Below are 21588 nucleotides of genomic sequence, written 5' to 3' on the forward strand. Positions count from 1 at the left end.
GCTTATGTTGTTAATATTGTAGTCAAAAAAAAGGCGCTAAATGCGCCTTTTAATAATGAATAGTTAAAGCTTATTGCTCGTCTTCTTCACCAAATTCGAAGTAGGTGCCCCAACCATCGTAAATCACTTTATGTTTGTCAGCGATTTTGGCTAAGGTTTCTATATCTTCTTTAATCCCATCGGCTTCAAGAGAGGCTTCAACAATCACGTCGAAACACCATACTTTTCCGCCATCTTCTAATTCAGCTTCTTCGGCATCGCTTACTTCAAAACCTGCTTTAAAAACGTCTACAGCAGCTTTTTCAAGCACTTTAAAGTCTTTACTAGCAATGTGATGCTCTATGGTATACTCGGCGTCAGGATCGCTGCCATCGGCCAACAACTCTTGAATAATCAGATCGGTTTCTTCTTGCCAATCACTGATAATTTGCTGCATGCTCATGCTTGCTCTCCCACCGCGGCTTGATTTAAATCGACTTGTTTTTTATGAACTTCTTGGTAATCGGCGGCTTCGCCACGCGCTTCCATGGTCAGCTCATAGATGCGTTGTTCCATAGTATCGTGCAACTGGCTAATTTCGGCACGTAAATTGTCTTTCCATTGGCTCACATCTATCGGCTTACCCACTTCTACAATCACTTTACCGTTATTCCAACGGTTCAGCTTTACTTGGCCATGAGTAGACGAGCAGCAAATCGGTAACATTGGTACCTTAGCTTGCATGGCAAGATGAAAAGCGCCGGTTTTAAAGGCTTGTAAACCGCGGCCGTAGCTACGTGTCCCCTCTGGGAACATCCATACCGAAAGATGGCGTTTATCGATAGCTTCGGCGGCTTGTTTAATCGTATCAGCGGCTTTGCTGCGGCGGTCACGGTCAATAAGAATGTTACCGGTGATCCAGTAAATTTGGCCAAAAAATGGAATTTTAGCCAAACTCTTTTTGCCTATCGACACCACACCTTTGCGCAAGGCAAAAGGTAAGGTGAACATATCGTAGCTGTTTTGATGGTTGGCGATCCACACTGCTTTATCGGGAATATCGTCGCTTAAATATCTAAGCTCCACTTCGATACCCACAAAGCGACCACATTTTGCGATAAGTACACCAATTTGATGCACTAAGTCGGGATGGCGAGGTCGCGTTAAACAGTACAAAATCACAAACGGAAATGCCGTCAGCATTACCAAGGCAATAAACAAAATTCGAATTACGGCTAACATGGCACCCCCATTAAAACAGCCCGCAGTATACGCGCTGTCATTTAGGTGAACAAGTGTAAGCTGAAAAACTTAATCTAAGCGTCATCTGTTGTTGGCTCGTCATTTTCTAAGGCAGTGGCCTCAATTTCAATGCCATCAACACGTTGCAAACCGCGCGGCAGTTTATTACCACGACGACCTCGCTCGCCACGGTAATGATCTAAATCGCTTGGTTTTAGGGTAAGTTTGCGCTTACCGGCAAACAAGGTGACCGATGCATCGGCGGGCACCACTTGCAACAGAGTGACGTATTCTTCGCGATTCTTAACCCGCGCCGTTGGAATGCTAATTAGTTTATTACCTTTACCTTTTGCTAGCTCTGGCAGGCTAGTAAGTGGGAAGACTAACATGCGCCCTTCGTTAGAAATGGCTAAGCAGCTATCGGTATCGTAACTGCGCACTTCAATCGGCGCGAGTACCTTGCTGCCGGCAGGCAGATTTAAGTAAGCCTTACCATTTTTGTTTTTGCTAAGCATGTCGGCATATTTGCCAATAAAGCCATAACCAGCATCCGAGGCAATTAAATAGCGCTGTTCATCGTCGGCCATCACCACATGGCTAAACATTTCACCAGGTGCAGGATTAAAGCGCCCAGTTAAAGGCTCGCCCTGACTACGTGCAGACGGCAGAGTATGTGAGTCTAGTGCGTAACTTCGCCCTGCGGTATCAAAGAATACCGCCTGTTGGTTACTTCGCCCACTAGCACTACCAAGGAAGCTATCGCCCGCTTTGTAGCTTAAGCCCTGCGCATCTACGTCGTGACCTTTAGCAGCTCTTGCCCAGCCTTTTTCCGATAAGACCACGGTAATGGCTTCGTTAGGCATGAGTTCTTTTTCGCTTAAGGCTTTAGCTTCTGAGCGTTCAACTAAAGGTGAACGACGCTCATCACCATAGGTTTCAGCATCGGCTATGAGTTCTTTCTTAAGCAATGTGCTCATACGACGCTCACTGCCTAATAGCTTTTCAAGCTTATCGCGCTCTTCAGCAAGTTCGGCTTGTTCGCCGCGAATTTTGATTTCTTCAAGTTTGGCAAGTTGGCGTAACTTGATTTCAAGAATCGCTTCCGCTTGTTTATTAGATAAACCAAAGCGTTCCATTAAGGCGGCTTTAGGTTCATCTTCGGTACGAATTATTTCAATCACTTCATCAATATTTAGGAAGGCAATCAACAAGCCATCCAAAATATGTAAGCGTGCCAGCACTTTATCAAGGCGATACTGGAGGCGGCGGCGCACTACATCACGGCGGTAGCGTAGCCACTCACTTAATATTTGCACTAAACCTTTCACTTGTGGGCGATTATCTAAGCCCAGCATGTTGAGGTTAACTCGGTAATTACGCTCCAAATCGGTTGACGCAAACAAGTGATTCATCAGCTGATCAACATCTACTCGGTTTGAGCGCGGAACCACTACGATACGGGTAGGATTTTCGTGGTCTGATTCATCACGTAAGTCCACCACCATTGGCAGCTTTTTAGCCTGCATTTGCACGGCGACTTGCTCCAAGACTTTGGCACCAGACACTTGGTGTGGCAATGCCGTAATAACTACTTCACCATCTTCGGTATGAAATACTGCACGCATCTTCACCGAACCACGGCCAGTTTCGTAGATTTTACGAATGTCTTTGGCTGGCGTGATAATCTCAGCTTCGGTGGGGTAATCAGGTGCTTGAACGTGCTCTAATAAGTCTTCTAGTTGCGCTTTTGGGTTATCCAACAAATGCACACAAGCATTAGCGACTTCTTTCACATTATGTGGCGGAATATCAGTAGCCATGCCCACCGCAATGCCGGTAACACCATTTAGTAGAATGTGTGGCAAGCGCGCTGGCAGCGTCTTAGGCTCATTCATTGTGCCATCAAAGTTGGGGATCCAATCACAAGTTCCCTGACCTAACTCGCTCAGTAATACTTCTGAGAACTTAGATAGCTTGGCTTCGGTATAACGCATTGCCGCGAAGGATTTCGGGTCATCTGGCGCACCCCAGTTACCTTGCCCATCCACCAGAGGGTGGCGATAGGAGAATGGCTGAGCCATTAATACCATGGCTTCGTAACAGGCCGAGTCACCGTGTGGGTGATACTTACCCAGTACGTCACCCACGGTACGTGCCGACTTTTTGTATTTCGCATTGGCCGATAAACCTAGCTCCGACATAGCGTAAATAATGCGTCGTTGCACCGGTTTTAAGCCGTCACCAATATGCGGTAAGGCGCGATCCATGATGACGTACATGGAATAGTTTAAATACGCCTGCTCAGTAAAGTTACTCATTGATAGGCGTTCAACGCCTTCTAAACTGAGTTCATTGGCATCACTCATGCTTTAATAACCTTTTATGTTCCTTGCAAAGCTAGCACTGCTGATGCTTTGTCAAATTGCCAGAAATAGCGTGCGCTAGCTGGTTTACCGATGTAATAGCCTTGCGAGTAATCCACTCCCAAGTTGATAAGTTCGTTGTTTAATGCTTCTGACTCTACAAACTCGGCTACCGTTTTATGGCCAAGTTGATTGGCAATATCAACCAGGGCTTGAATAAATACTTTATCTTCATTCTGATTAAGAATTTCGCGGACAAATGAGCCGTCGATTTTTAGGTAATCAAAGGGCAAATGTTTCAACGAATGAAAAGATGAATAGCCTACACCAAAGTCGTCCAACGCGATGGCGCAGCCTAAAGCTTTAAGGCGACGAATATGCTCCTCTGCTTGCTTCATGTTTGGCAGCGCGGCGGTTTCGGTAATTTCGAAGATAATCATATCACCAGCGATATTGCGGCTAACAAACTCGCGAGCAATGCGCGCAATCACCTTTTCGCTACAGAAAGAGCGTGCCGACAAGTTAATTGCAAGTTTATCGGTAAAGCCGTTACGCAGGTTAGTTTCCATTTGTTGTAGGGCTTGCTGTACTACCCACAAATCAATTTTATCAATTTGACCGTTTTTCTCAGCAGCCAAAATAAGCTGATAAGGCGAATGCAATTGCTCGTTTTCATCACGCACTCGCAATAACACTTCGTAATGTTCAACCTTGTTGAGCTTGTTATTCATGATTGGCTGATAGTGCAGTTCTAGGCGGTCACGCTCAATGGCGTTTTGTGCTAAGTCTAACCAATAATGTTTTTTAGCCAGTTCAGTATCACTGTTCTCTGCTTGGAAGGTAACCACACAGTTTTTACCTAGCTCTTTTGCTTGGTTGTTACAAATGTCTGCCTTGGCCATTAAGTCTTCAAAGCCGTTGCCGTGCTCAGGGAAGGCAACAATGCCCACACAGGCTGACGCCGTATGAATAATGTTATGCCCTGGTACACTCACCTGCGCCAACATGCTAATGATTCGCTGAGCCACCACTTCAGAATAGGCAAGGCTGGTACCTTCCAAATAGATTGCAAACTCATCACCGCTAATACGCGCCAATAAAGTATCGTTTGGCAATAAGCGCTCCAAGCTTGAAGATACTTGGCGCAGCATCTCATCACCCGCGCCGTGACCACTGATGTCGTTTACATATTTGAAGTTATCAAGATCCACCATCAACAAACAGCCGTAACGCTTCTCTTTAACCATTTGAGTAATGACTCGCTCAAACTTACGGCGGTTAGGTAAATCGGTTAAGTTATCGTAATTGGCTACCCACTCTAGTTCTTCGGCGCGGCTTTTAAGCTGCTGCTCCAAAGCTTCTAGCTGGTAGGAAAGACGAATTAAGGTGTGATTAAGCTCATCAGATTCATCTTGTAAGAAACGCTTGCTGTTGCTTTCTAGGTTTCGACGAAACAGATTATGTGACGAGCGAGCTAATAAGGGCAGGTTATCAATGGTGCGGCGGATCCGCCTAAGTGATGGACTCAGTGCAAATACAACAATCGCGCCGGCAAAAAACAACGCGCCAATACCAAACAGTAAGTTGTTGTAATCGGCACGCTTAAGCTGATTTAGCTGAGTATTAATGTCGTTCACAATGGCGTAGTAAACAGGTTTTTGCTGACTGGTATTATTTACCTTAAAAGCATGCAGCTCGGTAAGGCCCATCTCAGTATTAAACTGCTCCACCCCATGTATTATATTTTCAGCGTTTAAACCTACTAATAAGTCTTGAACCATTTCCCGAAAAGCCGACTCTGCGTAAAGTAATTCAAGGCTATTATCGTCGTTAAGCTCAACCAAAAAGTGATGGCTGCCTTGGCTTGCCGGGAAAAGCTCCAGCAAACGTAAGGAATCAATACTGTAGAAAATTCGATAACTGCCCTGCTCTTCCATTTTATCGAGGTCAGTTGCGATGATAATGCGACAGCTTAGGGGACAATCAAGTATCCATTTTGCCTGCACGTCGTCGGGATCTTTTAGCATCCACTCTAGCGCTTTCTCGCTATGGGCTATATAACCAAATTCGTATTTTAAACCCTCTAAAGGGTCTACCACTGCAATGCTACGCACCGGTAGTTCGGTATTAGCCCGTAGGTCTTGCCAGAAAGAATCGAATATCGCGGGGAGGTTCTCTTGTTGGTAAGAGTCAAAACGATAAGACTGGCTAGAGGTTACACCTTGCAAGCGCGCAAACACATCGCGATAGTATTTCTGCAGCTGGTATTGTTGGTTGTCGATAACTTGCGCACGGCCAAGCTGAAAAAAGCTTTTTAAGTTGTCATGGTTAAAGCTGATTAAGCCCACCAAGGTCACTAACAAAACACCGCATAACAGCAGCAATGCTTTACTGGCTAAACCTAATCGCAAATCGCGCATGCTCTATCTGTTCCCTATACCAAGTCTGAGGCCATATCGCCTTTTGTTTCCAGCCATTGCTTGCGGTCGCCCGAGCGCTTCTTGGCTAACAACATGTCCATCAGCTGCACAGTAGCTTCTTCCTCTTCAACGGTAAGTTGAACGAGGCGGCGAGTATTTGGATCCATGGTGGTTTCACGCAGTTGCAAAGGGTTCATTTCACCCAAACCTTTAAAGCGCTGTACATTAACTTTACCGCGTTTTTTCTCGGCCTCAATGCGATCTAGTATGCCTTGCTTCTCATCTTCATCGAGTGCATAGAAAACTTCCTTACCCACATCAATTCGGTACAAAGGCGGCATAGCAACGTAAATATGCCCCTGCTCAACCAATGGTCGGAAGTGCATCATAAACAAGGCGCACAACAGTGTGGCAATGTGTAAGCCATCGGAGTCAGCATCCGCCAAAATACAGATTTTGCCGTAACGTAATCCACTTAGGTCATTACTGTCTGGGTCAATACCAATAGCAACCGAGATATCGTGAACTTCTTGTGAACCCAATACTTCTGTCGCATCAACTTCCCAAGTGTTTAGAATTTTTCCGCGCAGTGGCATAACAGCCTGAAACTCACGTTCTCGAGCCTGCTTAGCACTACCACCCGCAGAATCACCCTCCACTAAAAACAGTTCACCAGTTAACGGGTCTTGACTCGTACAATCGGTGAGCTTGCCGGGTAATGCCGGGCCAGAAGTGACCTTTTTACGGGCAATCTTTTTAGTTGAGCGAAGTCGGCGCTGGGCATTACTAATGAACACTTCGGCCAATAGCTCTGCTTGATCGGTATGGGTATTCAGCCACAAGCTAAAGGCATCTTTAACAATCCCTGAAACAAAAGCTGCTGATTGACGCGAAGATAAGCGCTCTTTAGTTTGTCCGGCAAATTGCGGATCTTGCATTTTTACCGACAAGACATAACAACAGCGATCCCAAATATCATCAGGCGTTAGTTTTAAGCCACGCGGCAGGATATTGCGAAACTCACAGAACTCACGCATGGCATCAAGTAAACCTTGGCGTAAGCCGTTTACATGAGTACCACCTTGCGCTGTGGGAATAAGGTTTACATAGCTTTCGGTAATGCTTTCACCACCTTCTGGCAACCAGCTTACTGCCCAGTCTACAGCTTCGTCCTTACTCGAAAATGCACCAGTGAAAGGATCTTCTGGCAGGCTTATGTAGTCTTTAAATGATTGGCTTAAATAGTCTTTTAGGCCGTCTTCAAAAAACCACTCGTCGTTTTGTTTGTTAACTTTGTCGACAAACTTAATGTTTAAGCCAGGACAAAGTACCGCTTTAGCGCGCAGTAAATGACGTAAACGAGAGACTGAAAATTTAGGGCTATCAAAGTAGCTGGCTGTTGGCCAAAAACGTACTCGCGTTCCGGTATTGCGCTTGCCAACCGTACCCGTGACCGTTAGTTCTTGAACCTTATCGCCGTTCTCAAAGGCCATTTCAAATATCTGGCTATCGCGGCGCACTTGAACTTCAACTCTCGAAGACAAGGCATTCACCACAGAAATACCCACACCATGCAAACCACCAGAGAACTGGTAGTTGTCGTTAGTAAACTTACCACCAGCATGTAAACGGGTGAAAATAAGCTCTACCCCGCTTACCTTTTCTTCTGGGTGAACATCGGTAGGCATACCACGGCCATCATCAATAACTTCGATGGACTGGTCTTCAAATAAAGTAACGGTAATAGCACGCGCATGGCCAGCTAAGGCTTCATCGACACTGTTGTCGATAACTTCTTGGGCTAAGTGGTTGGGGCGAGTGGTATCGGTATACATGCCAGGGCGGCGTTTAACCGGGTCTAAACCACTTAATACTTCAATAGAGTCTGAATTATATTGATCAGCCATGATAGAAATTGTTACCTAAGTGCCAAAAAGTCGAGAATGGCAGCACAGTGATTTTCAAATCCTTGAAAACTGTGGTCGCCGCCTTCTTCAATGGTGAAAGTTGCTCCCTTATATTCTGTGACTGCTAAATTAAAGTCCAGCACTTCATCTGCGGTTTGTAGCATCACCCAAAGTCGCTGCTGACAACTTAATTGGCTTACTTCTAATTGTTTTAACTGCTCGATGTGCTGTTGTTCTAATTGATAATGCTGCTGAGTATAAGGGTTTTGTTGCTCGCCTAAATAGTCTTTTAACAGTTCATAGGGTTTAACTGCTGGATTAACCAGCACCGCTTTAGCTGTAGTTTGCTGAGCCACTCGGGTCGCTAAAAAGCCGCCCAAAGAACTACCCACTACACCGAGCTTTTTGCCACGGTGTTGATTGAGAATATCTTCAATCTGCTGCCAAGCATCGTTGGGATAACAAGCAAGTTGCGGGCATACCAGCTGAATTTGAGCTTGATATGGTTCAAGATATTGGGCCATTGCTTGCGCTTTAGCCGAATTAGGAGAGCTATTAAATCCGTGTAAATACAATAATACTGAAGGTGGCTCCACTCAATAACCTTTCGATTTAGGATCAGGAAGAAAACTGCGCTCAGATAGACGCCGCAAGCGAGTAGCAATGCGTCCTTCAGCTGTTAATTGCAAGTAACGCCAACCAGGTTGCTGATGATCTAAGGCAAAATTAGCCGATAAAGGCAGAAACTGAATACAAGTGCTGGGCGTTGCGATAAAAGCAATGCCGTCGAACTGGAACTCATAGTTTTGATGAACATGGCCAAAGATCACCCCACGAACATTTGGAAAATCAGCAATAACCGCAAAAAACTCATCAGCATTTTTAAGGTTATGTTGATCTAACCATTTGCTGCCCACGGGAATCGCTTGATGGTGCATAGCAATCAACACATGTTTGTCGGGATACTCAGCCAAGGCTTCAGCTAGGTTGTCTAACTGGCGTTGACTCATTATTCCGTGAGGCTCACCTTCTAACTGAGTATCCAACATAATGATTTGCCAGTGCTCACTCACCAGTTGCTTTGCAGCCAGCACCCCATGCTGCTCAAGTGTCAGCATGTTTTCTTGCATGTCATGATTACCCGGTAACCAGACACAAGGACGTTCTAACTCGGCAATTCGTTCAGCAAAACGTTGATAAGAGCGCTTGGTGTGATCTTGAGATAAGTCACCCGTTGCAAGAATATAATCGAAGGGGATATTGTCACTTTTAATGTTTTCTATGACTGCACTGAAACTGTCGTTGGTATTAACCCCCAACAAGCCAGTTTGCTCATCGGCAAACAAATGCGTATCGGTAACCTGCAATAAGTGCACACTTCCGTCTGGTGCTGTGTTTATGTTTAATTTATTAAATGCCACAATTTTTTCTTGTAGTTTGCTTAAGCAAACTCAACTTTAATCCGCTGTTTTAAACAAAATACTAACCAGTCATTAAGAAACTGATTTGTTTGATGCTTTTCATCTTGATGATGCATCTTTTTATTCGGGTAATCATACCTTGGTTTAAGCTTATAAATCTGCTGACTAGCACACACTTCCGCCAACCGTGCATCGTGATACAAACGCACCAACAGCTGCGGCTGCAGGTAATTATAGGCTTGAGCACTGGCTTGCCTTATCTCGTAAAGCGCCGTGTAGCGAGTAAGTTCTTTGCTTTCCAGTAAATAATCTTCACCCAATTTGGGGATCAAACGTAAAATTTGTCCCACTTCAAGTGGCCCTGGAAATAAACGCGTCATCAAGCTGTAATTGGCAGCATAAAGCTGCATCAATTCGTCGAGATTGACTCGATAACGGGTGGGGCCAGTATTACTGAGCATCACCATCGCCATCATTTTGCCACTGCTGGCGTACCTTCTGCAAATTCAACTGCAACCACTGAATAGCAATAACCGCTGCAGCATTATCGATAATACCTTGCTGCACCCACTCGAAGGCCTGCTCACGACTAACCACTTTAACCAATATGTCTTCGTTTTCTTTATCTAGGCCGTGAACACCGCCCGCTTGGCTTGCATCCACTTCACCAATGTACAAATGAATACGTTCGCTTAAGCCACCAGCGCCCGGCAAAAAACTGTTGCAAGAAAATACCCGATTTACGCTTAAGCCCGCCTCTTCTTCGGCTTCGCGCACTGCCACCTCTAAAGGTGGCTGGCCGCTGTCTAGCATGCCGGCAACAATTTCCAGTAACCAAGGGCTAGCGCCAGTTTCAATAGCGCCAATTCTAAACTGCTCCACCAACACAACTTGGTCTAACTTTGGGTCAAATAACAAAATACCGGCAGCGTGACCACGGTCCATCATTTCACGCTGAATCCAATTACTCCAACCGCCTTGATACAAACGATGGCGCAGAGTATAGCGCTGCATCTTGAAGAAGCCTTGATATACATCTTCTACATCTTTGATTTCCACATCTTGATGAGAGAATTGACTACTATTTTGCAACTTTGTCATATTGACCAAGACTCCTTTTTGTAACGGTTGGTATAAAAATTGTCAGAACTTATTGATCAAACACAAGATTGACCGTAAATTTATGCTTTTTCTTTGTTATCTAGGTCTTACTCTAGAAATAAAGCTGGTATAGACTAGCATTAATTAAACTGTGGTAGTTTTAAACTATTAAGATTTAGTCTACACAAAGTAAATATCTATTCCCGAAATAACCTCGCTAACACAGCGACCAAAGGAAAGGCGTAATGAAGCTGAAAATCAAATCGTTAATATTAGCTTGTGGAATGAGCTCTTTAGCATTCCAAGCCCAAGCTGATGATTTATTGCAAATTTATCAACTCGCTCAAGAAAAAGATCCTGTAATTTTGCAAAGTAAAGCTCAGCGTGACATCGCCTTTGAGCAAATTACCGAGTCTCGTGCATCACTGCTTCCACAAATTGGTTTTGGTGCCGGTGCTAAATACACTACTACCAGTAACGACACCATCGACAGCATTACCAACACCAATGCATCGGTTGGCCTTAGCCAGTCGCTTTACTCTAAAACAAACTGGACCAGTTTGAGCATCTCTGAAAAGAATGCGACACGTTCTGAAGCCGTATATGCTAATGACGTACAGAGCCTGATTATTCGTGTAAGTAATGCTTACTTCAATGTATTACGTGCCATGGACAACGTAAGCTTTGTAGAAGCTAACAAAACAGCCGTTGGTCGTCAGTTAGAGCAAACTAAACAACGCTTTAACGTTGGTCTTACAGCAATTACCGACGTACACGAAGCCCAAGCTGAATATGACCGTACCCTTGCCCAAGAAATTCAAGCGCGTAACGACCTATCTAACAGCTACGAAGACTTACGAGAGCTAACCGGTTTAGAGCACCGCGAGCTTAACATTCTTAATACCCAGCGTTTTGAGCCAAACCCGCTTGAGCAAGGCTCAGACTTTTGGTTAGCTACTGCGACCGACCGCAACCTAGAGCTAAACGCCCAGCGCATTAGTAAAGAGATTGCTCAAGAGCAAATCGAATTAGCACAAAGTGGTCACTTACCAACCCTAGACCTAACTGCAGGTATTGGTTATGACAATAACCAATACGGTAACGACGCCTATGATTCACTTCAAGGCGGCAGTTCAAATGCCGGTAATATTGGTCTTGAGTTCAACTGGCCTATCTACTTAGGTGGCAGCATTGATTCACAAGTACGACAAGCGCAGTTTAGCTACATCGCCTCTTCGGAAGCGCTAGAGCAAACCTTCCGCACAGTGCAAAGCACGGTTAACTCGGTAGTGAATAACGTAAGTGCCAGTATTGGTTCGGTTAAAGCCTTTGAGCAAACAGTAGTGTCTTCACAAAGTGCGCTAGAAGCCACCGAAGCAGGCTTTGAAGTGGGTACTCGTACCATTGTTGACGTACAAGACGCTACACGTAACTTGTACTCTGCAAAAAGTGATTTAGCTAACGCCCGTTATGATTACATTCTTAACATGCTAGCGCTTAAACAAGCAGCCGGTACCTTAACTGAAGAAGACGTAGCACTGGTTAACTCTGGCTTAATGCCTCCCCAGTAATATCGCTGGTAAAGATTTGAAATAAAAAAGGCGCCAATTGGCGCCTTTTTTGAATAAACGACAAAACTAGTCGATTTGATTTTGACGAATAGACTTAATGATTTCTGAAGTTGAACAACCATCTTCGAAGTTAAGCACTCGCACTTCACCGCCATTGGCAATCACTTCTTGCCCACCAGCAATCTCTTCTGGTTTGTAATCGCCGCCTTTCACCAATAAGTCTGGCAATAAGTTGGCAATTAAACGCTGTGGCGTGTCTTCACTAAAATCAACCACCCAATCAACCGCACCTAAACCAGCAAGCACCGCCATACGGCGATCGACACTATTTACTGGGCGCCCTTCCCCTTTTAGGCGCTTAACAGAATCATCATTGTTTACTGCAACAATTAAACGGTCACCCAAAGTGCGTGCGTGATTAAGGTAAGACACATGACCGGCATGCAAAATATCGAAACAACCGTTGGTCATCACCACCGTTTCGCCGCGACGCTTAGCAGCCTCCAAAGCAAACTTAAGCTGTTGTTCACTTAGCACGCCAAAGCCAGTTTCCTGCGACCCATACACTGCGTTGGCAAGCTCAATGGTAGACACCGTAGACGTACCTAGTTTTCCAACCACAATGCCTGCAGCGGCATTGGCTAAGGCACAAGCATCGTCTAAGCTCGAGCCAGCCGCTAGAGAGCTAGCTAAAGTAGAAATCACCGTATCACCAGCACCGGTTACATCGTAAACCTCTTGTGCTAGCGCGGCTAAATGCAACTCTGGTTGGCCCTTACGGATAAGCGTCATACCGTGTTCACTGCGTGTCACCAGTAATGCTTCAAGGTCTAACTGCTCGATTAGAGCTTCGCCTTTGCTAATAATTTCGTCTTCATCTTTACAGTGACCAACCACCGCTTCAAACTCAGAAAAGTTAGGCGTGAGCAAAGTTGCACCGCGATATTTATCAAACGCACTGCCTTTTGGATCAACCAAAACAGGGACACCGGCATCGCGTGCCAGAGCAATTAAATCGCCAACTTGGTTTAATGCGCCTTTATTGTAATCAGATAAAATAACCACTTGATGTTGCTTCACCTGTTCAGCAAAGCTAGCGCTTAAGTCTTTACTATCTACTTCATGAAAATTTTCTTCAAAATCTAAACGAATTAACTGCTGGTGACGGCTTAGTACCCGTAGTTTGGTAATAGTTGGGTAATCAGCAAACTTAGTAAATTGGCACTCTACACCAACCGCTGCCAACTTGTTTTCTAAGGCAATGCCTGCTTCGTCTTCGCCGCTCATACCTAATAACGTAGAGCCTGCACCTAAGGCCACGGCGTTTAAGGCTACGTTAGCCGCGCCGCCAGGGCGTTCTTCAATTTGTTCAACTTTAACCACTGGAACCGGGGCTTCAGGCGAGATGCGCCCGGTAGGTCCATGCCAATAGCGGTCTAACATTACATCGCCAACTACTAACACCTTAGCTTGGGCAAACTCAGGGAGGGTTATTCTCATTGTTCACTCTCATCGAAAAATAATTATTAACAGTTTATCATAGTTAAACTTATGGTCTGCGGCATAATCTCTTGATATCCAGTAGACTTTACACATTATTACAGTGACAAAGTAAAATATGGCGAAAATTTCATCACCCAAGCTTAACGCACAATCTTTTCACCCAAAGAACTGGGGGGCCTGGGTATTAATTGGCTTTATGTTTAGCATCAGTTTACTGCCTTATCGCGTTCAGCATTACTTGGGTTTAGGCATTGGCCGCTTAGGCCGAGCATTGATGAAATCACGCGTACATATTACCCGCCGCAATTTGGAAATTTGTTTTCCAGACAAAAGTGAAGCAGAGCGAGAGCAACTAGTTGAAGGCTGTTTTCGTCATTTAGGGCATTCGGTAGTGGATACCGCCAATGCTTGGTTTTGGCCACAATGGCGCTTTGCAAAACACTTCAAAGTAGAAGGCCTTGAACACCTAAAAAAAGCGCGTGAACAACAAGGTGGCATTTTATTAGTAAGTGCCCACTTCTGGACCTTAGAAAGCCATGCTCGCGCTTATGGCACGTTGGATCCAGGTGTTGGGATCTACCGCCCTAACAAAAACTCGGTTTATGAGTACTATCAATATCACGGTCGCACTAAGTCTAATAAATACTTAGTAGATCGCACCGATGTGCGCGGCATGATTAAAGCTCTGCGCCAAGACAATGCGGTGTGGTACGCACCTGATCATGACTACGGTACCCATGCTGCGGTGTTTGTACCGTTTTTTGCTCAAGATAAAGCTGCCACTATTACCGGCACCGCCACTTTAGCGAAAGTGAAAAACGTGCAAGTATTGCCAACCTATGCACTACGTAATGAAGATGGCTCAGGCTTTACTTTGGTGATAGAACCAGCCCTAGATAACTACCCGCAAGGTGATGATGAACAAGATGCCCACACCATCAACCAAGTGGTAGAAAAAGCCATTCTACGCGCACCCGAGCAATATATGTGGATCCACCGCCGCTTTAAGTCTCGCCCAGAAGGTGAAAAAGGCGTTTATTAACAATAAGGCGCTGGCTTTAACTTAAAAGCAGCGCCTTTTTTAAGCCTTAAAACCCTTGTTCAGTGCTAAGTAAACAACTGCCGCCAAGTATCGGTCACTACACTTAAATCTTGCTTAAACTCGGCTTTGTTGGCCAAACGTGGCAAACCTTGCAAACCACAGCGGTGACACTCATCGCGAATATCCAAGTAGCTTTGGCTTAGCCCCTGCGCTTGTTCAGGCTTTAATAAATCAAGCTCGGCACAGCTTTCAAATATTCTTACGTTGTCAGTCCATTTACTTAGCTGAGGATATTCTTGGGTATGCAGTAATACCAAGTATTGAGCAATGAATTCAATGTCTACCATACCGCCAGGAGATTGTTTGAGATCCAGAACGTCTTCAGTTTCTCGGCTTAAGTGTCCCTGCATTTTGCTACGCATCTCTTGCACTTGTTTGGCCAGCTCTGCAGCTTGGCGTGGCTGGGCCAAAATTTTATGGCGAACTTGGGCGAAACTCTCAGCGAGTTCTGCATCACCATAAATTACTCTGGCACGCACTAGCGCTTGGTGCTCCCAAGTCCACGCTTCCTTCACTTGATATTGCTCAAAAGCTTCAATGGCGGAAACCAATAAACCAGAAGCACCAGAAGGACGTAAGCGCATATCTAATTCATACAATACACCTGAGGCGGTGCGTGTATTAAACAGATGCATAATTCGCTGTGCCAGCTTTAAATAAAACTGCTTACTGTCGATTTGCTTTAGCCCATTGGTATAGGTGCTACTGTCGCTATTGTGCAAAAAGACTAAATCTAGATCGGAGCTATAACCTGTTTCGATGCCACCAATTTTGCCGTAACCCACTACCGCAAAACCGCGTTGTTGTTCACCTAAATGCTCTGGGTAACCATGGCGCTCAACCATCTGGCTCCAGGCTTGCTCAACCACCGCGTTTACTATTACTTCAGCTACCGCGGTTAAGTGGTCACTCACTTTCATTAGCGGCAATGCACCGGCAATATCAGCCGCAGTAATACGCAGCTGCTGGATTTGTTTGAACTGACGCAGTGCCTCCATTTGCTGTTCCATATCATCGGGCGGAATACGCAACATAAACTCACGGAGCTGCTGGGCGTAACTGTCTTCGCTAGCCGGGTTATACAGTAGCTTAGGATCGAGTAATTCATCCAAAAGAATAGGAAAGCTCGCCAGCTTTTGCGCCAACATGGCACTGCCTGCGCAAAGCCTTAATAGTTGCTGCAACGAAGCTGGGTTTTCGGCTAACAGCTCTAGGTAAGCGGTTCTTGATAGAATCCGCTCAAGCAATACCATTACCCGCGGCAATACCAAACTGGTTTGAGGATGCTCAAACAGTTGCTGCAGTAAACTTGGCATCATCCGCTCTAGGGTTTGGCGACCGCGCTGACCAATTTGGCGCTTCTCTACGGCGTGCATAAAGTGGTACATGGTTTCTACGCGGGCTTTTTGTTCTTCCTCGCTACAAACATGTTTACTCATCAAGCTAGCAAGGGCTTCTCTATCAGCGCCGCAATGCCACAAATCATCATATTCTTGGCCTGCTTGGTGCTCTTCTTGTTCCTCTTCACCAATGGCAGATTGGAAGCAGGCGTTTACCTGAGTAAGTCCTTGCTGCAATTGTTGGTAGAAACTCTCCCAATTGTCATGACCCATTACCCAAGCAACGCGCTGCTGGTCACCGCTTGTATCTGGTAGGGTTTGAGTTTGCTGATCATCTATTTGCTGCAGAATGTTTTCCACTTGGCGTAAATACAAATAGTGTTCGCGCAGCATCTTGGTTTGAGCTTCACTCAACTCACCGTGCTCACTTAACTGCGACAAAGCCTGTAGTAGTGAACGGGTTTGTAGCACCGGCTCGCGCCCACCACGAATAAGCTGGAAAGTTTGTACAATAAACTCAATTTCGCGAATGCCGCCCGAGCCCAGTTTGATATTGTCGCGCAAGCCTTTACGACGGATTTCAGAGTTAATCATGGCCTTCATCGAGCGCAGTGCTTGAATAGCACTAAAATCGATGTAGCGACGATAAACATAGGGTTTAAGCATGGTTTGAATATCTTGGTCAAAGCGCAAATCTTGGTTAATCACTCGCGCCTTAACCATGGCGTAGCGCTCCCAATCTCGGCCATGATGTTGATAATAATCTTCAAAGGCTGCGTAACTAACCGCCAAGGGACCAGATTCTCCAAATGGTCGCAAGCGCATGTCTACGCGAAATACAAAGCCATCTACAGTGGTTTGATCAATAAGTTGAATAAGCCGCTGCCCCATGCGAATAAAAAACTGCTGATTGGCAATGCTACGGCGGCCACCTTGGGTTTCTCCGTTCTCGGGAAAACAAAAAATCAAATCGATATCGGATGAAAAATTTAGCTCTCGCCCGCCTAACTTGCCCATGCCAATTACCACTAATGGCTGCGCATTTCCTTCGGCATCACTGGGTGTACTAGACTCACTACAACAGCGTTTGTATAACCATTGATTAGCACAATCTACACAGCTATCAGCCACAGCCGACACTTGGGCAAAACTGTCTGTTACAGCTTGCTTAAGAAGCAAATCACGCCAAGCAATAAGCACCATTTGCATGCGGCGAAACTGACGCAATACCTTTTTAGCACCGTCGTCGGTAATTTGCTCAGCCAACTCGGCACTTAGCTGCTCACGCATTTGCTGTTCGTTTAAGGGCTGCTCTAATAATTGCTGTTGCCAGATATCGGCTAAAAGACTTGGCTGGCTAATGCAGCTTCGGGCGATAAAATCACTCAAAGCAAAGGCTGTTTTACTTTGCAACTGTTGTTGGGGATCTAGTTGCTCTAATAAATTTGGCGCTAACTCGATAAGGCGCTCCCAAGATTGCTCAGCAATAGTAGAAAGCTCGCTAGGGACAGGAAGAGTACTTGGCATGATGAAGAAAATCCGAATCCAAAATTTGGCTTAATATCATCATGATTCATGCTTGAGCACAAGCTGGATCGCAGGGAGTGTAAGCCATATCAACTTGGTGATTAGCTGATAGCAAAAAACCAAGCAAAAATTGACTTCATCTGCCATTTTTAAGCACCAAAAACCGTTGTTTGATAAAATTGGCGTATAGTAGAATCGGCCGTACTTATCCTTCGGAATTAATAAATGAAAACGCACATCAATGCCTTCGATTTAGTGATGCTGTCTCTGTCGCTAATAGCCATTGTGATTGTTAGCAGCTTGTTCTTTTACCCTGCAGATTCTCAACTTAAAGCCTTACTGATCAATCTAGATACGCTTATTTGCGTTGTATTTATTGTGCACTTTATTGTGAGTGCCGCTCGCAGCAAATCTCCATTTGCTTATTGCAAACATCATTGGATAGACCTACTCGCGAGCATTCCTATGGTGGAAGCGCTACGCCTATTGCGCTTTTTCCATGCAATAAAACTGATTAAAGCCTTAAGCGAGCAGCGCCATTTGTTAGCGAGCTTAAAACATCGTCGAGTAGAATCCGCCGCGGCAACCGTTTTGTTCAGCTTGCTGGTGATAATTCTGCTGGGTTCTATTGGCATACTGCTGGCCGAGCAAGACCAAGCAGGCAGCCAAATAAGCAGCGCAGGCGAAGCCTTGTGGTGGGCAATCGTTACAATTTCTACCGTGGGTTATGGTGATTTTGTGCCGGTTACAGATGCCGGACGCATTATCGCTGGAGTGATGATTTTAACCGGCGTTGGCTTTTTTGGTGCGATATCAGGTTTGATGTCTACTTTTTTACTTCGTGGGAAATCTAATTCAGAGCATCAAATTCAGCAGTTGATCGTAGAGCAACAAAAAGAACATCAGCAACTCAAACAACAATTGAGCAATATTCAGCAACAGTTGAGTGAACTACAAAAGAAGTCTCATTAAAGCGCGGTTTAATTAACTACCTCGCAGCTTAAGCCAAGCATGGGCTAGCGCTTCGTATGCCGCGTTATCTGCTTTGCTTATATGACTAAGCCGCGGAATAAAGCTTTGCCAGGTAAAGCCAGCATGCCAGTTTTTCACCTGATAGTAAGTAGGAGCGGCAGTAGGATTAAGCCCCTGCATGGCAAATAGGCGCATCGCTCTTGGCATATGAGAAGCTTGAGTGACTAAGGTTAATTGGGTATTCGGGTAAAGCTTGGCAATGTTGGCAGCTTCTTCAGCAGTGTCTTTAAGCTGATAACTACGAATTAATCGAGACTCAGGCACCCCTAAAGACAAAGCCAGTTTGGCAAGCATATCGGCATGCTGTACTCCACTGCCTTCATTATCACCACCCGATAATAATATTTTCACTTGCGGTTGCTGGCGCCATAAACGAACCGCTTCAACAACTTTAACTGCGCCACAAGGTAGCACCTGACTAGATAACGGCTGGTTTTCATCTTGATAATGCAAACAGCCCAATACCACAATTATTTGCGTATCTGGCGGTAAAGAATGTAAACCGTTGTATTGCTTTTCCCAATGATAAAGAAGTGCACCACTTACCGGATATAGGCTTAAACAAAACATCAGCAACAAACTAATTACGGCGCAGCTGCGGGATAGTAGTTTATGACCTCGCAGTCCAAAAAAGAGAGCTAACAACAACAGCAGCCATAGTGAAGTACTGGGCATAGCCAGCACGGTGAGTAGTTTCTTTAAGGCGAAACCGTCCACGACTTACCAATACACCGCTTGTTGCAGCGCTTGCTGGCGAGAAAACTCTAAGGCATCCAGTAAGGATTGCTCTTTACGCTGCACCCACTTTTCAATGGCTTGCTGTAACTCTGCATCCAGCTCTGGCAATAATTCTCGCATAGGTTTAAACAAACTCAGTTCTTCAATGCCCGATAGAATATCTACCCAAGGCAAGCGGAATTCTTGGCGCAGCTCTTGGTCAAATAACTCACCCACACACATGCCCACCAGCAGGTTACGTCGCAATTTAGTGGCTTGTTTCATATAAGCATTACAATCTAGCTGAGGTTCAGCCAAAGGCGATTGTTGCAAGTAATCCCAACTAGTTTGCAACATAGCTTTGGCTAAATGCTGAATATTCTCTTGTTGCAGAGCTTGGCTGTGCTGCCATTTAGCTTGATAAAGCCAGCGGGTTATTTTTAACATCAAACTACAATAGCGAGCGCTATGCATTAATTGATAAACATCATCAGGTTGCGGCAAATCATGCTGACGCTGTTGCAGGGTTTTCAATAAAGAGCGTTGCTGAGGTAACTTCTTAATCAATGCACCTCGTTCAGCAGTCAGTTTATTTAAACTGGCGGCTTGGGTTAACCACGCAAACTGTTGGCGTAACCAACGTAATTCATTAAGCCAAGCGCATTCTACTAAATCGCGCTCACTAAACATTTTGCAGGCTTGAAACAACATTTGCACCGCTAGAGAGACTTGCTCCAAAGCGGCAAAACTTCGCTGCTCCACAAATAGCTGTTCGTGGTATTGCCAATGTTCGAGTGCACCAGCAAAAATCCGATTGAAGCATTCACTAGTACTATCGGCATCACTAAGTTTAACTGCGCTTAGGGATTTAACTTGTTGTATATGAGCAGTAGCCAGCATATATCCACGCTGAGCTTTGCTAATGTTTGCTAAGCGTAAACCTTCTATTGAAGCAATGTCGCTGGCGAGTTCGAAAAGCTGGCTAATGTCGCCTTTCACAAACTCCAGCTCAATTTCGCATATGGCTTCGTGCTCGCTTCCTGCGGTAAGCGAACCTTGATCGAAAGCTACTTCAATTAAGGTATCGTTAGGCAAATCAACCAACCAAGTTTGTCTATCAAAGGTGGTAGTAAATAAAGGGCTTAGCTGATTATTAAGACTGGAAAGTTCGGCGCCGGCTGGCCATTCAACTTCTTCAAACAAGGCTAATTGCGGTTGGTTAGATTGAAGCACACAATTGTATTCGGGACGCTGGTGTAAACCGCCTACACTTAAACCATCGGTTTTAATGGTTTGAACATTGTCGCCATCGCCACTGCGAATACGTAAGCCCATGCCCCAACGCATCAGTTGGCGGTCATCAGTATCAAAATAAACACTGGTGAGGGTTTTCACTTCGGTTTGCAGCACACTATACTGATTGAGCCGAGCCAATAACACCGACGCACATTGAGGTGTAGCTAAGAGCTTGATTTCAATTTCATTGTTCATGGTTTATCCATGTAGGCTGATGCAGCGACCTGCTCCCTCTGTTCAGTTTTCATACAAAACCTTTGATTCAGCTCAAGTAAAAAGCAACAAATTGTAAGATAAATGCTTGCACTTAAGCTCCGCTACGTTACCATGCGCCTCGCAAAAAATATATCCTTTGCATAGCTAATTGGAACAGAGATTATGTCCGGAAATACAATTCTAGGTTTGTTCGCTAAATCGCCGATTAAACCTCTAGAAGAGCATATCAATGTAGTACACGAATGCTGTGAAGGTCTTGTACCTTTTTTTGAAGCAGTACTTAATAAAGATTGGAAAACTGCGGCAAAACGTCGTAGAGACATTTCAAACTTAGAAAAAGAAGCTGATCGCATGAAGCGTGAAATTCGCCTGAATCTACCTGGTGGTATTTTCATGCCAGTTGAACGTTCAGACGTACTCGAGCTGCTTACTCACCAAGATCGAATTGCCAATAAAGCAAAAGACATTTCAGGTCGCATGTTAGGCCGAAAGATGGAGTTACCACCTAAACTTGCTGAAATGTTCATGACTTACTTAGCGCGTTGTTTAGATGCAACCGGTAAAGCTAAAGAAGTAATCAACGAACTGGAAGATCTACTAGAAACAGGCTTTAAAGGCCGTGAAGTAGACCTAGTGAAAAAAATGGTACACGAACTCGATATTATCGAAGACGATACCGACGCACAGCAAATCAAAATTCGTCGAAAATTACAAAAGCTAGAGAAGAAACTAGACCCTATCGACGCAATGTTCCTATATTTCATCATTGAAGCTATCGGCGAACTAGCCGACCAAGCGCAGCGCGTTGGTGCTCGCTTAGAACTGATGATCTATCGCTAAACAAAGAAAAT

17 protein-coding genes are annotated in these 21588 nt (G+C 45.0%); 4 read left to right on the forward strand and 13 right to left on the reverse strand.

Annotation, left to right across the window (positions count from 1 at the left end; genetic code table 11):
• Positions 1-70: 70 nt before the first annotated feature.
• The 9 genes from rraB to nudF all read right to left on the reverse strand — a co-directional run bounded on the left by rraB (position 71) and on the right by nudF (position 10433).
• Positions 71-442: a ribonuclease E inhibitor RraB gene (gene rraB / locus ACYFDN_RS09860; RefSeq protein WP_483510940.1), complete on the reverse strand. Its 372-nt coding sequence runs from the start codon at positions 440-442 to the stop codon at positions 71-73.
• Complete coding sequence (locus ACYFDN_RS09865; protein ID WP_152784281.1) at positions 439-1221, reverse strand: 1-acylglycerol-3-phosphate O-acyltransferase; 783 nt, start codon at positions 1219-1221, stop codon at positions 439-441. Before ACYFDN_RS09865 ends, rraB begins: the two co-directional genes overlap by 4 nt.
• A 74-nt stretch (positions 1222-1295) precedes the next feature.
• Positions 1296-3587 (reverse strand): DNA topoisomerase IV subunit A, encoded by a 2292-nt coding sequence (parC, locus tag ACYFDN_RS09870; protein ID WP_483510941.1) that lies wholly within the window; start codon positions 3585-3587, stop codon positions 1296-1298.
• 14 nt (positions 3588-3601) lie between these two features.
• Positions 3602-6004, reverse strand: a complete 2403-nt coding sequence (locus tag ACYFDN_RS09875; RefSeq protein WP_016401655.1) for a putative bifunctional diguanylate cyclase/phosphodiesterase — start codon at positions 6002-6004, stop codon at positions 3602-3604.
• A gap of 14 nt (positions 6005-6018) precedes the next feature.
• Positions 6019-7911, reverse strand: coding sequence for a DNA topoisomerase IV subunit B (parE, locus tag ACYFDN_RS09880; protein WP_483510942.1), 1893 nt, complete (start codon positions 7909-7911; stop codon positions 6019-6021).
• 11 nt (positions 7912-7922) lie between these two features.
• Positions 7923-8507: an esterase YqiA gene (gene yqiA, locus ACYFDN_RS09885; RefSeq protein WP_483510943.1), complete on the reverse strand. Its 585-nt coding sequence runs from the start codon at positions 8505-8507 to the stop codon at positions 7923-7925.
• A complete protein-coding gene (gene cpdA / locus ACYFDN_RS09890; RefSeq protein WP_246612298.1) occupies positions 8508-9332 on the reverse strand; it encodes a 3',5'-cyclic-AMP phosphodiesterase in 825 nt (274 codons plus the stop codon).
• A 20-nt stretch (positions 9333-9352) separates the two neighbouring features.
• A complete protein-coding gene (locus ACYFDN_RS09895) occupies positions 9353-9793 on the reverse strand; it encodes a DUF1249 domain-containing protein (RefSeq protein ID WP_483510945.1) in 441 nt (146 codons plus the stop codon).
• Positions 9783-10433 (reverse strand): ADP-ribose diphosphatase, encoded by a 651-nt coding sequence (gene nudF / locus ACYFDN_RS09900; protein WP_016401660.1) that lies wholly within the window; start codon positions 10431-10433, stop codon positions 9783-9785. The genes ACYFDN_RS09895 and nudF overlap by 11 nt, the downstream gene beginning before the upstream one ends.
• A 245-nt stretch (positions 10434-10678) precedes the next feature.
• Here nudF and tolC point away from each other — a divergent pair, with 245 nt between their 5' ends.
• Positions 10679-12004 (forward strand): outer membrane channel protein TolC, encoded by a 1326-nt coding sequence (gene tolC, locus ACYFDN_RS09905; RefSeq protein ID WP_483510947.1) that lies wholly within the window; start codon positions 10679-10681, stop codon positions 12002-12004.
• Between the two features lie 66 nt (positions 12005-12070).
• Here the strand turns inward: tolC and hldE are convergent, their stop codons facing one another.
• Positions 12071-13504 (reverse strand): bifunctional D-glycero-beta-D-manno-heptose-7-phosphate kinase/D-glycero-beta-D-manno-heptose 1-phosphate adenylyltransferase HldE, encoded by a 1434-nt coding sequence (gene hldE, locus ACYFDN_RS09910; RefSeq protein ID WP_221074736.1) that lies wholly within the window; start codon positions 13502-13504, stop codon positions 12071-12073.
• A gap of 118 nt (positions 13505-13622) precedes the next feature.
• On the opposite strand from hldE, the gene lpxL reads away from it, so the two are divergent.
• On the forward strand, positions 13623-14549 hold the full coding sequence (gene lpxL, locus ACYFDN_RS09915; RefSeq protein ID WP_472589178.1) for an LpxL/LpxP family Kdo(2)-lipid IV(A) lauroyl/palmitoleoyl acyltransferase: 927 nt from the start codon (positions 13623-13625) through the stop codon (positions 14547-14549).
• A gap of 65 nt (positions 14550-14614) precedes the next feature.
• Here the strand turns inward: lpxL and glnE are convergent, their stop codons facing one another.
• Positions 14615-17476, reverse strand: a complete 2862-nt coding sequence (gene glnE, locus ACYFDN_RS09920; RefSeq protein WP_483510949.1) for a bifunctional [glutamate--ammonia ligase]-adenylyl-L-tyrosine phosphorylase/[glutamate--ammonia-ligase] adenylyltransferase — start codon at positions 17474-17476, stop codon at positions 14615-14617.
• A 225-nt stretch (positions 17477-17701) separates the two neighbouring features.
• On the opposite strand from glnE, the gene ACYFDN_RS09925 reads away from it, so the two are divergent.
• Positions 17702-18448 carry a potassium channel family protein gene (locus tag ACYFDN_RS09925; RefSeq protein WP_483510950.1) on the forward strand — a complete coding sequence of 249 codons (747 nt, stop codon included), beginning with the start codon at positions 17702-17704 and terminating at the stop codon, positions 18446-18448.
• Between the two features lie 12 nt (positions 18449-18460).
• Here ACYFDN_RS09925 and ACYFDN_RS09930 read toward each other — a convergent pair whose 3' ends face one another.
• Both ACYFDN_RS09930 and ACYFDN_RS09935 read right to left on the reverse strand, forming a co-directional pair.
• Positions 18461-19225: a YdcF family protein gene (locus ACYFDN_RS09930; RefSeq protein WP_483510951.1), complete on the reverse strand. Its 765-nt coding sequence runs from the start codon at positions 19223-19225 to the stop codon at positions 18461-18463.
• Between the two features lie 3 nt (positions 19226-19228).
• Entirely contained in the window at positions 19229-20716 is a 1488-nt protein-coding gene (locus ACYFDN_RS09935; protein ID WP_483510952.1) for a CYTH and CHAD domain-containing protein, read from the reverse strand.
• A 183-nt stretch (positions 20717-20899) separates the two neighbouring features.
• Between ACYFDN_RS09935 and ACYFDN_RS09940 the strand changes: the two genes are divergently transcribed.
• Entirely contained in the window at positions 20900-21577 is a 678-nt protein-coding gene (locus tag ACYFDN_RS09940; RefSeq protein ID WP_016401668.1) for a TIGR00153 family protein, read from the forward strand.
• Positions 21578-21588: the final 11 nt, after the last annotated feature.

This window comes from Agarivorans sp. D1326 (genome assembly GCF_056958115.1).

Excerpts from the sequence above, each read along its gene's own strand:
- parC (WP_483510941.1), bottom strand. The coding sequence starts at position 3,587 with ATGAGTGATGCCAATGAACTCAGTTTAGAAGGCGTTGAACGCCTATCA.
- ACYFDN_RS09895 (WP_483510945.1), bottom strand. The coding sequence starts at position 9,793 with ATGCTCAGTAATACTGGCCCCACCCGTTATCGAGTCAATCTCGACGAA.
- ACYFDN_RS09875 (WP_016401655.1), bottom strand. The coding sequence starts at position 6,004 with ATGCGCGATTTGCGATTAGGTTTAGCCAGTAAAGCATTGCTGCTGTTA.
- rraB (WP_483510940.1), bottom strand. The coding sequence starts at position 442 with ATGAGCATGCAGCAAATTATCAGTGATTGGCAAGAAGAAACCGATCTG.
- lpxL (WP_472589178.1), top strand. The coding sequence starts at position 13,623 with ATGGCGAAAATTTCATCACCCAAGCTTAACGCACAATCTTTTCACCCA.
- glnE (WP_483510949.1), bottom strand. The coding sequence starts at position 17,476 with ATGCCAAGTACTCTTCCTGTCCCTAGCGAGCTTTCTACTATTGCTGAG.
- hldE (WP_221074736.1), bottom strand. The coding sequence starts at position 13,504 with ATGAGAATAACCCTCCCTGAGTTTGCCCAAGCTAAGGTGTTAGTAGTT.
- ACYFDN_RS09935 (WP_483510952.1), bottom strand. The coding sequence starts at position 20,716 with ATGAACAATGAAATTGAAATCAAGCTCTTAGCTACACCTCAATGTGCG.
- ACYFDN_RS09925 (WP_483510950.1), top strand. The coding sequence starts at position 17,702 with ATGAAAACGCACATCAATGCCTTCGATTTAGTGATGCTGTCTCTGTCG.
- nudF (WP_016401660.1), bottom strand. The coding sequence starts at position 10,433 with ATGACAAAGTTGCAAAATAGTAGTCAATTCTCTCATCAAGATGTGGAA.
- tolC (WP_483510947.1), top strand. The coding sequence starts at position 10,679 with ATGAAGCTGAAAATCAAATCGTTAATATTAGCTTGTGGAATGAGCTCT.
- ACYFDN_RS09940 (WP_016401668.1), top strand. The coding sequence starts at position 20,900 with ATGTCCGGAAATACAATTCTAGGTTTGTTCGCTAAATCGCCGATTAAA.
- ACYFDN_RS09865 (WP_152784281.1), bottom strand. The coding sequence starts at position 1,221 with ATGTTAGCCGTAATTCGAATTTTGTTTATTGCCTTGGTAATGCTGACG.
- parE (WP_483510942.1), bottom strand. The coding sequence starts at position 7,911 with ATGGCTGATCAATATAATTCAGACTCTATTGAAGTATTAAGTGGTTTA.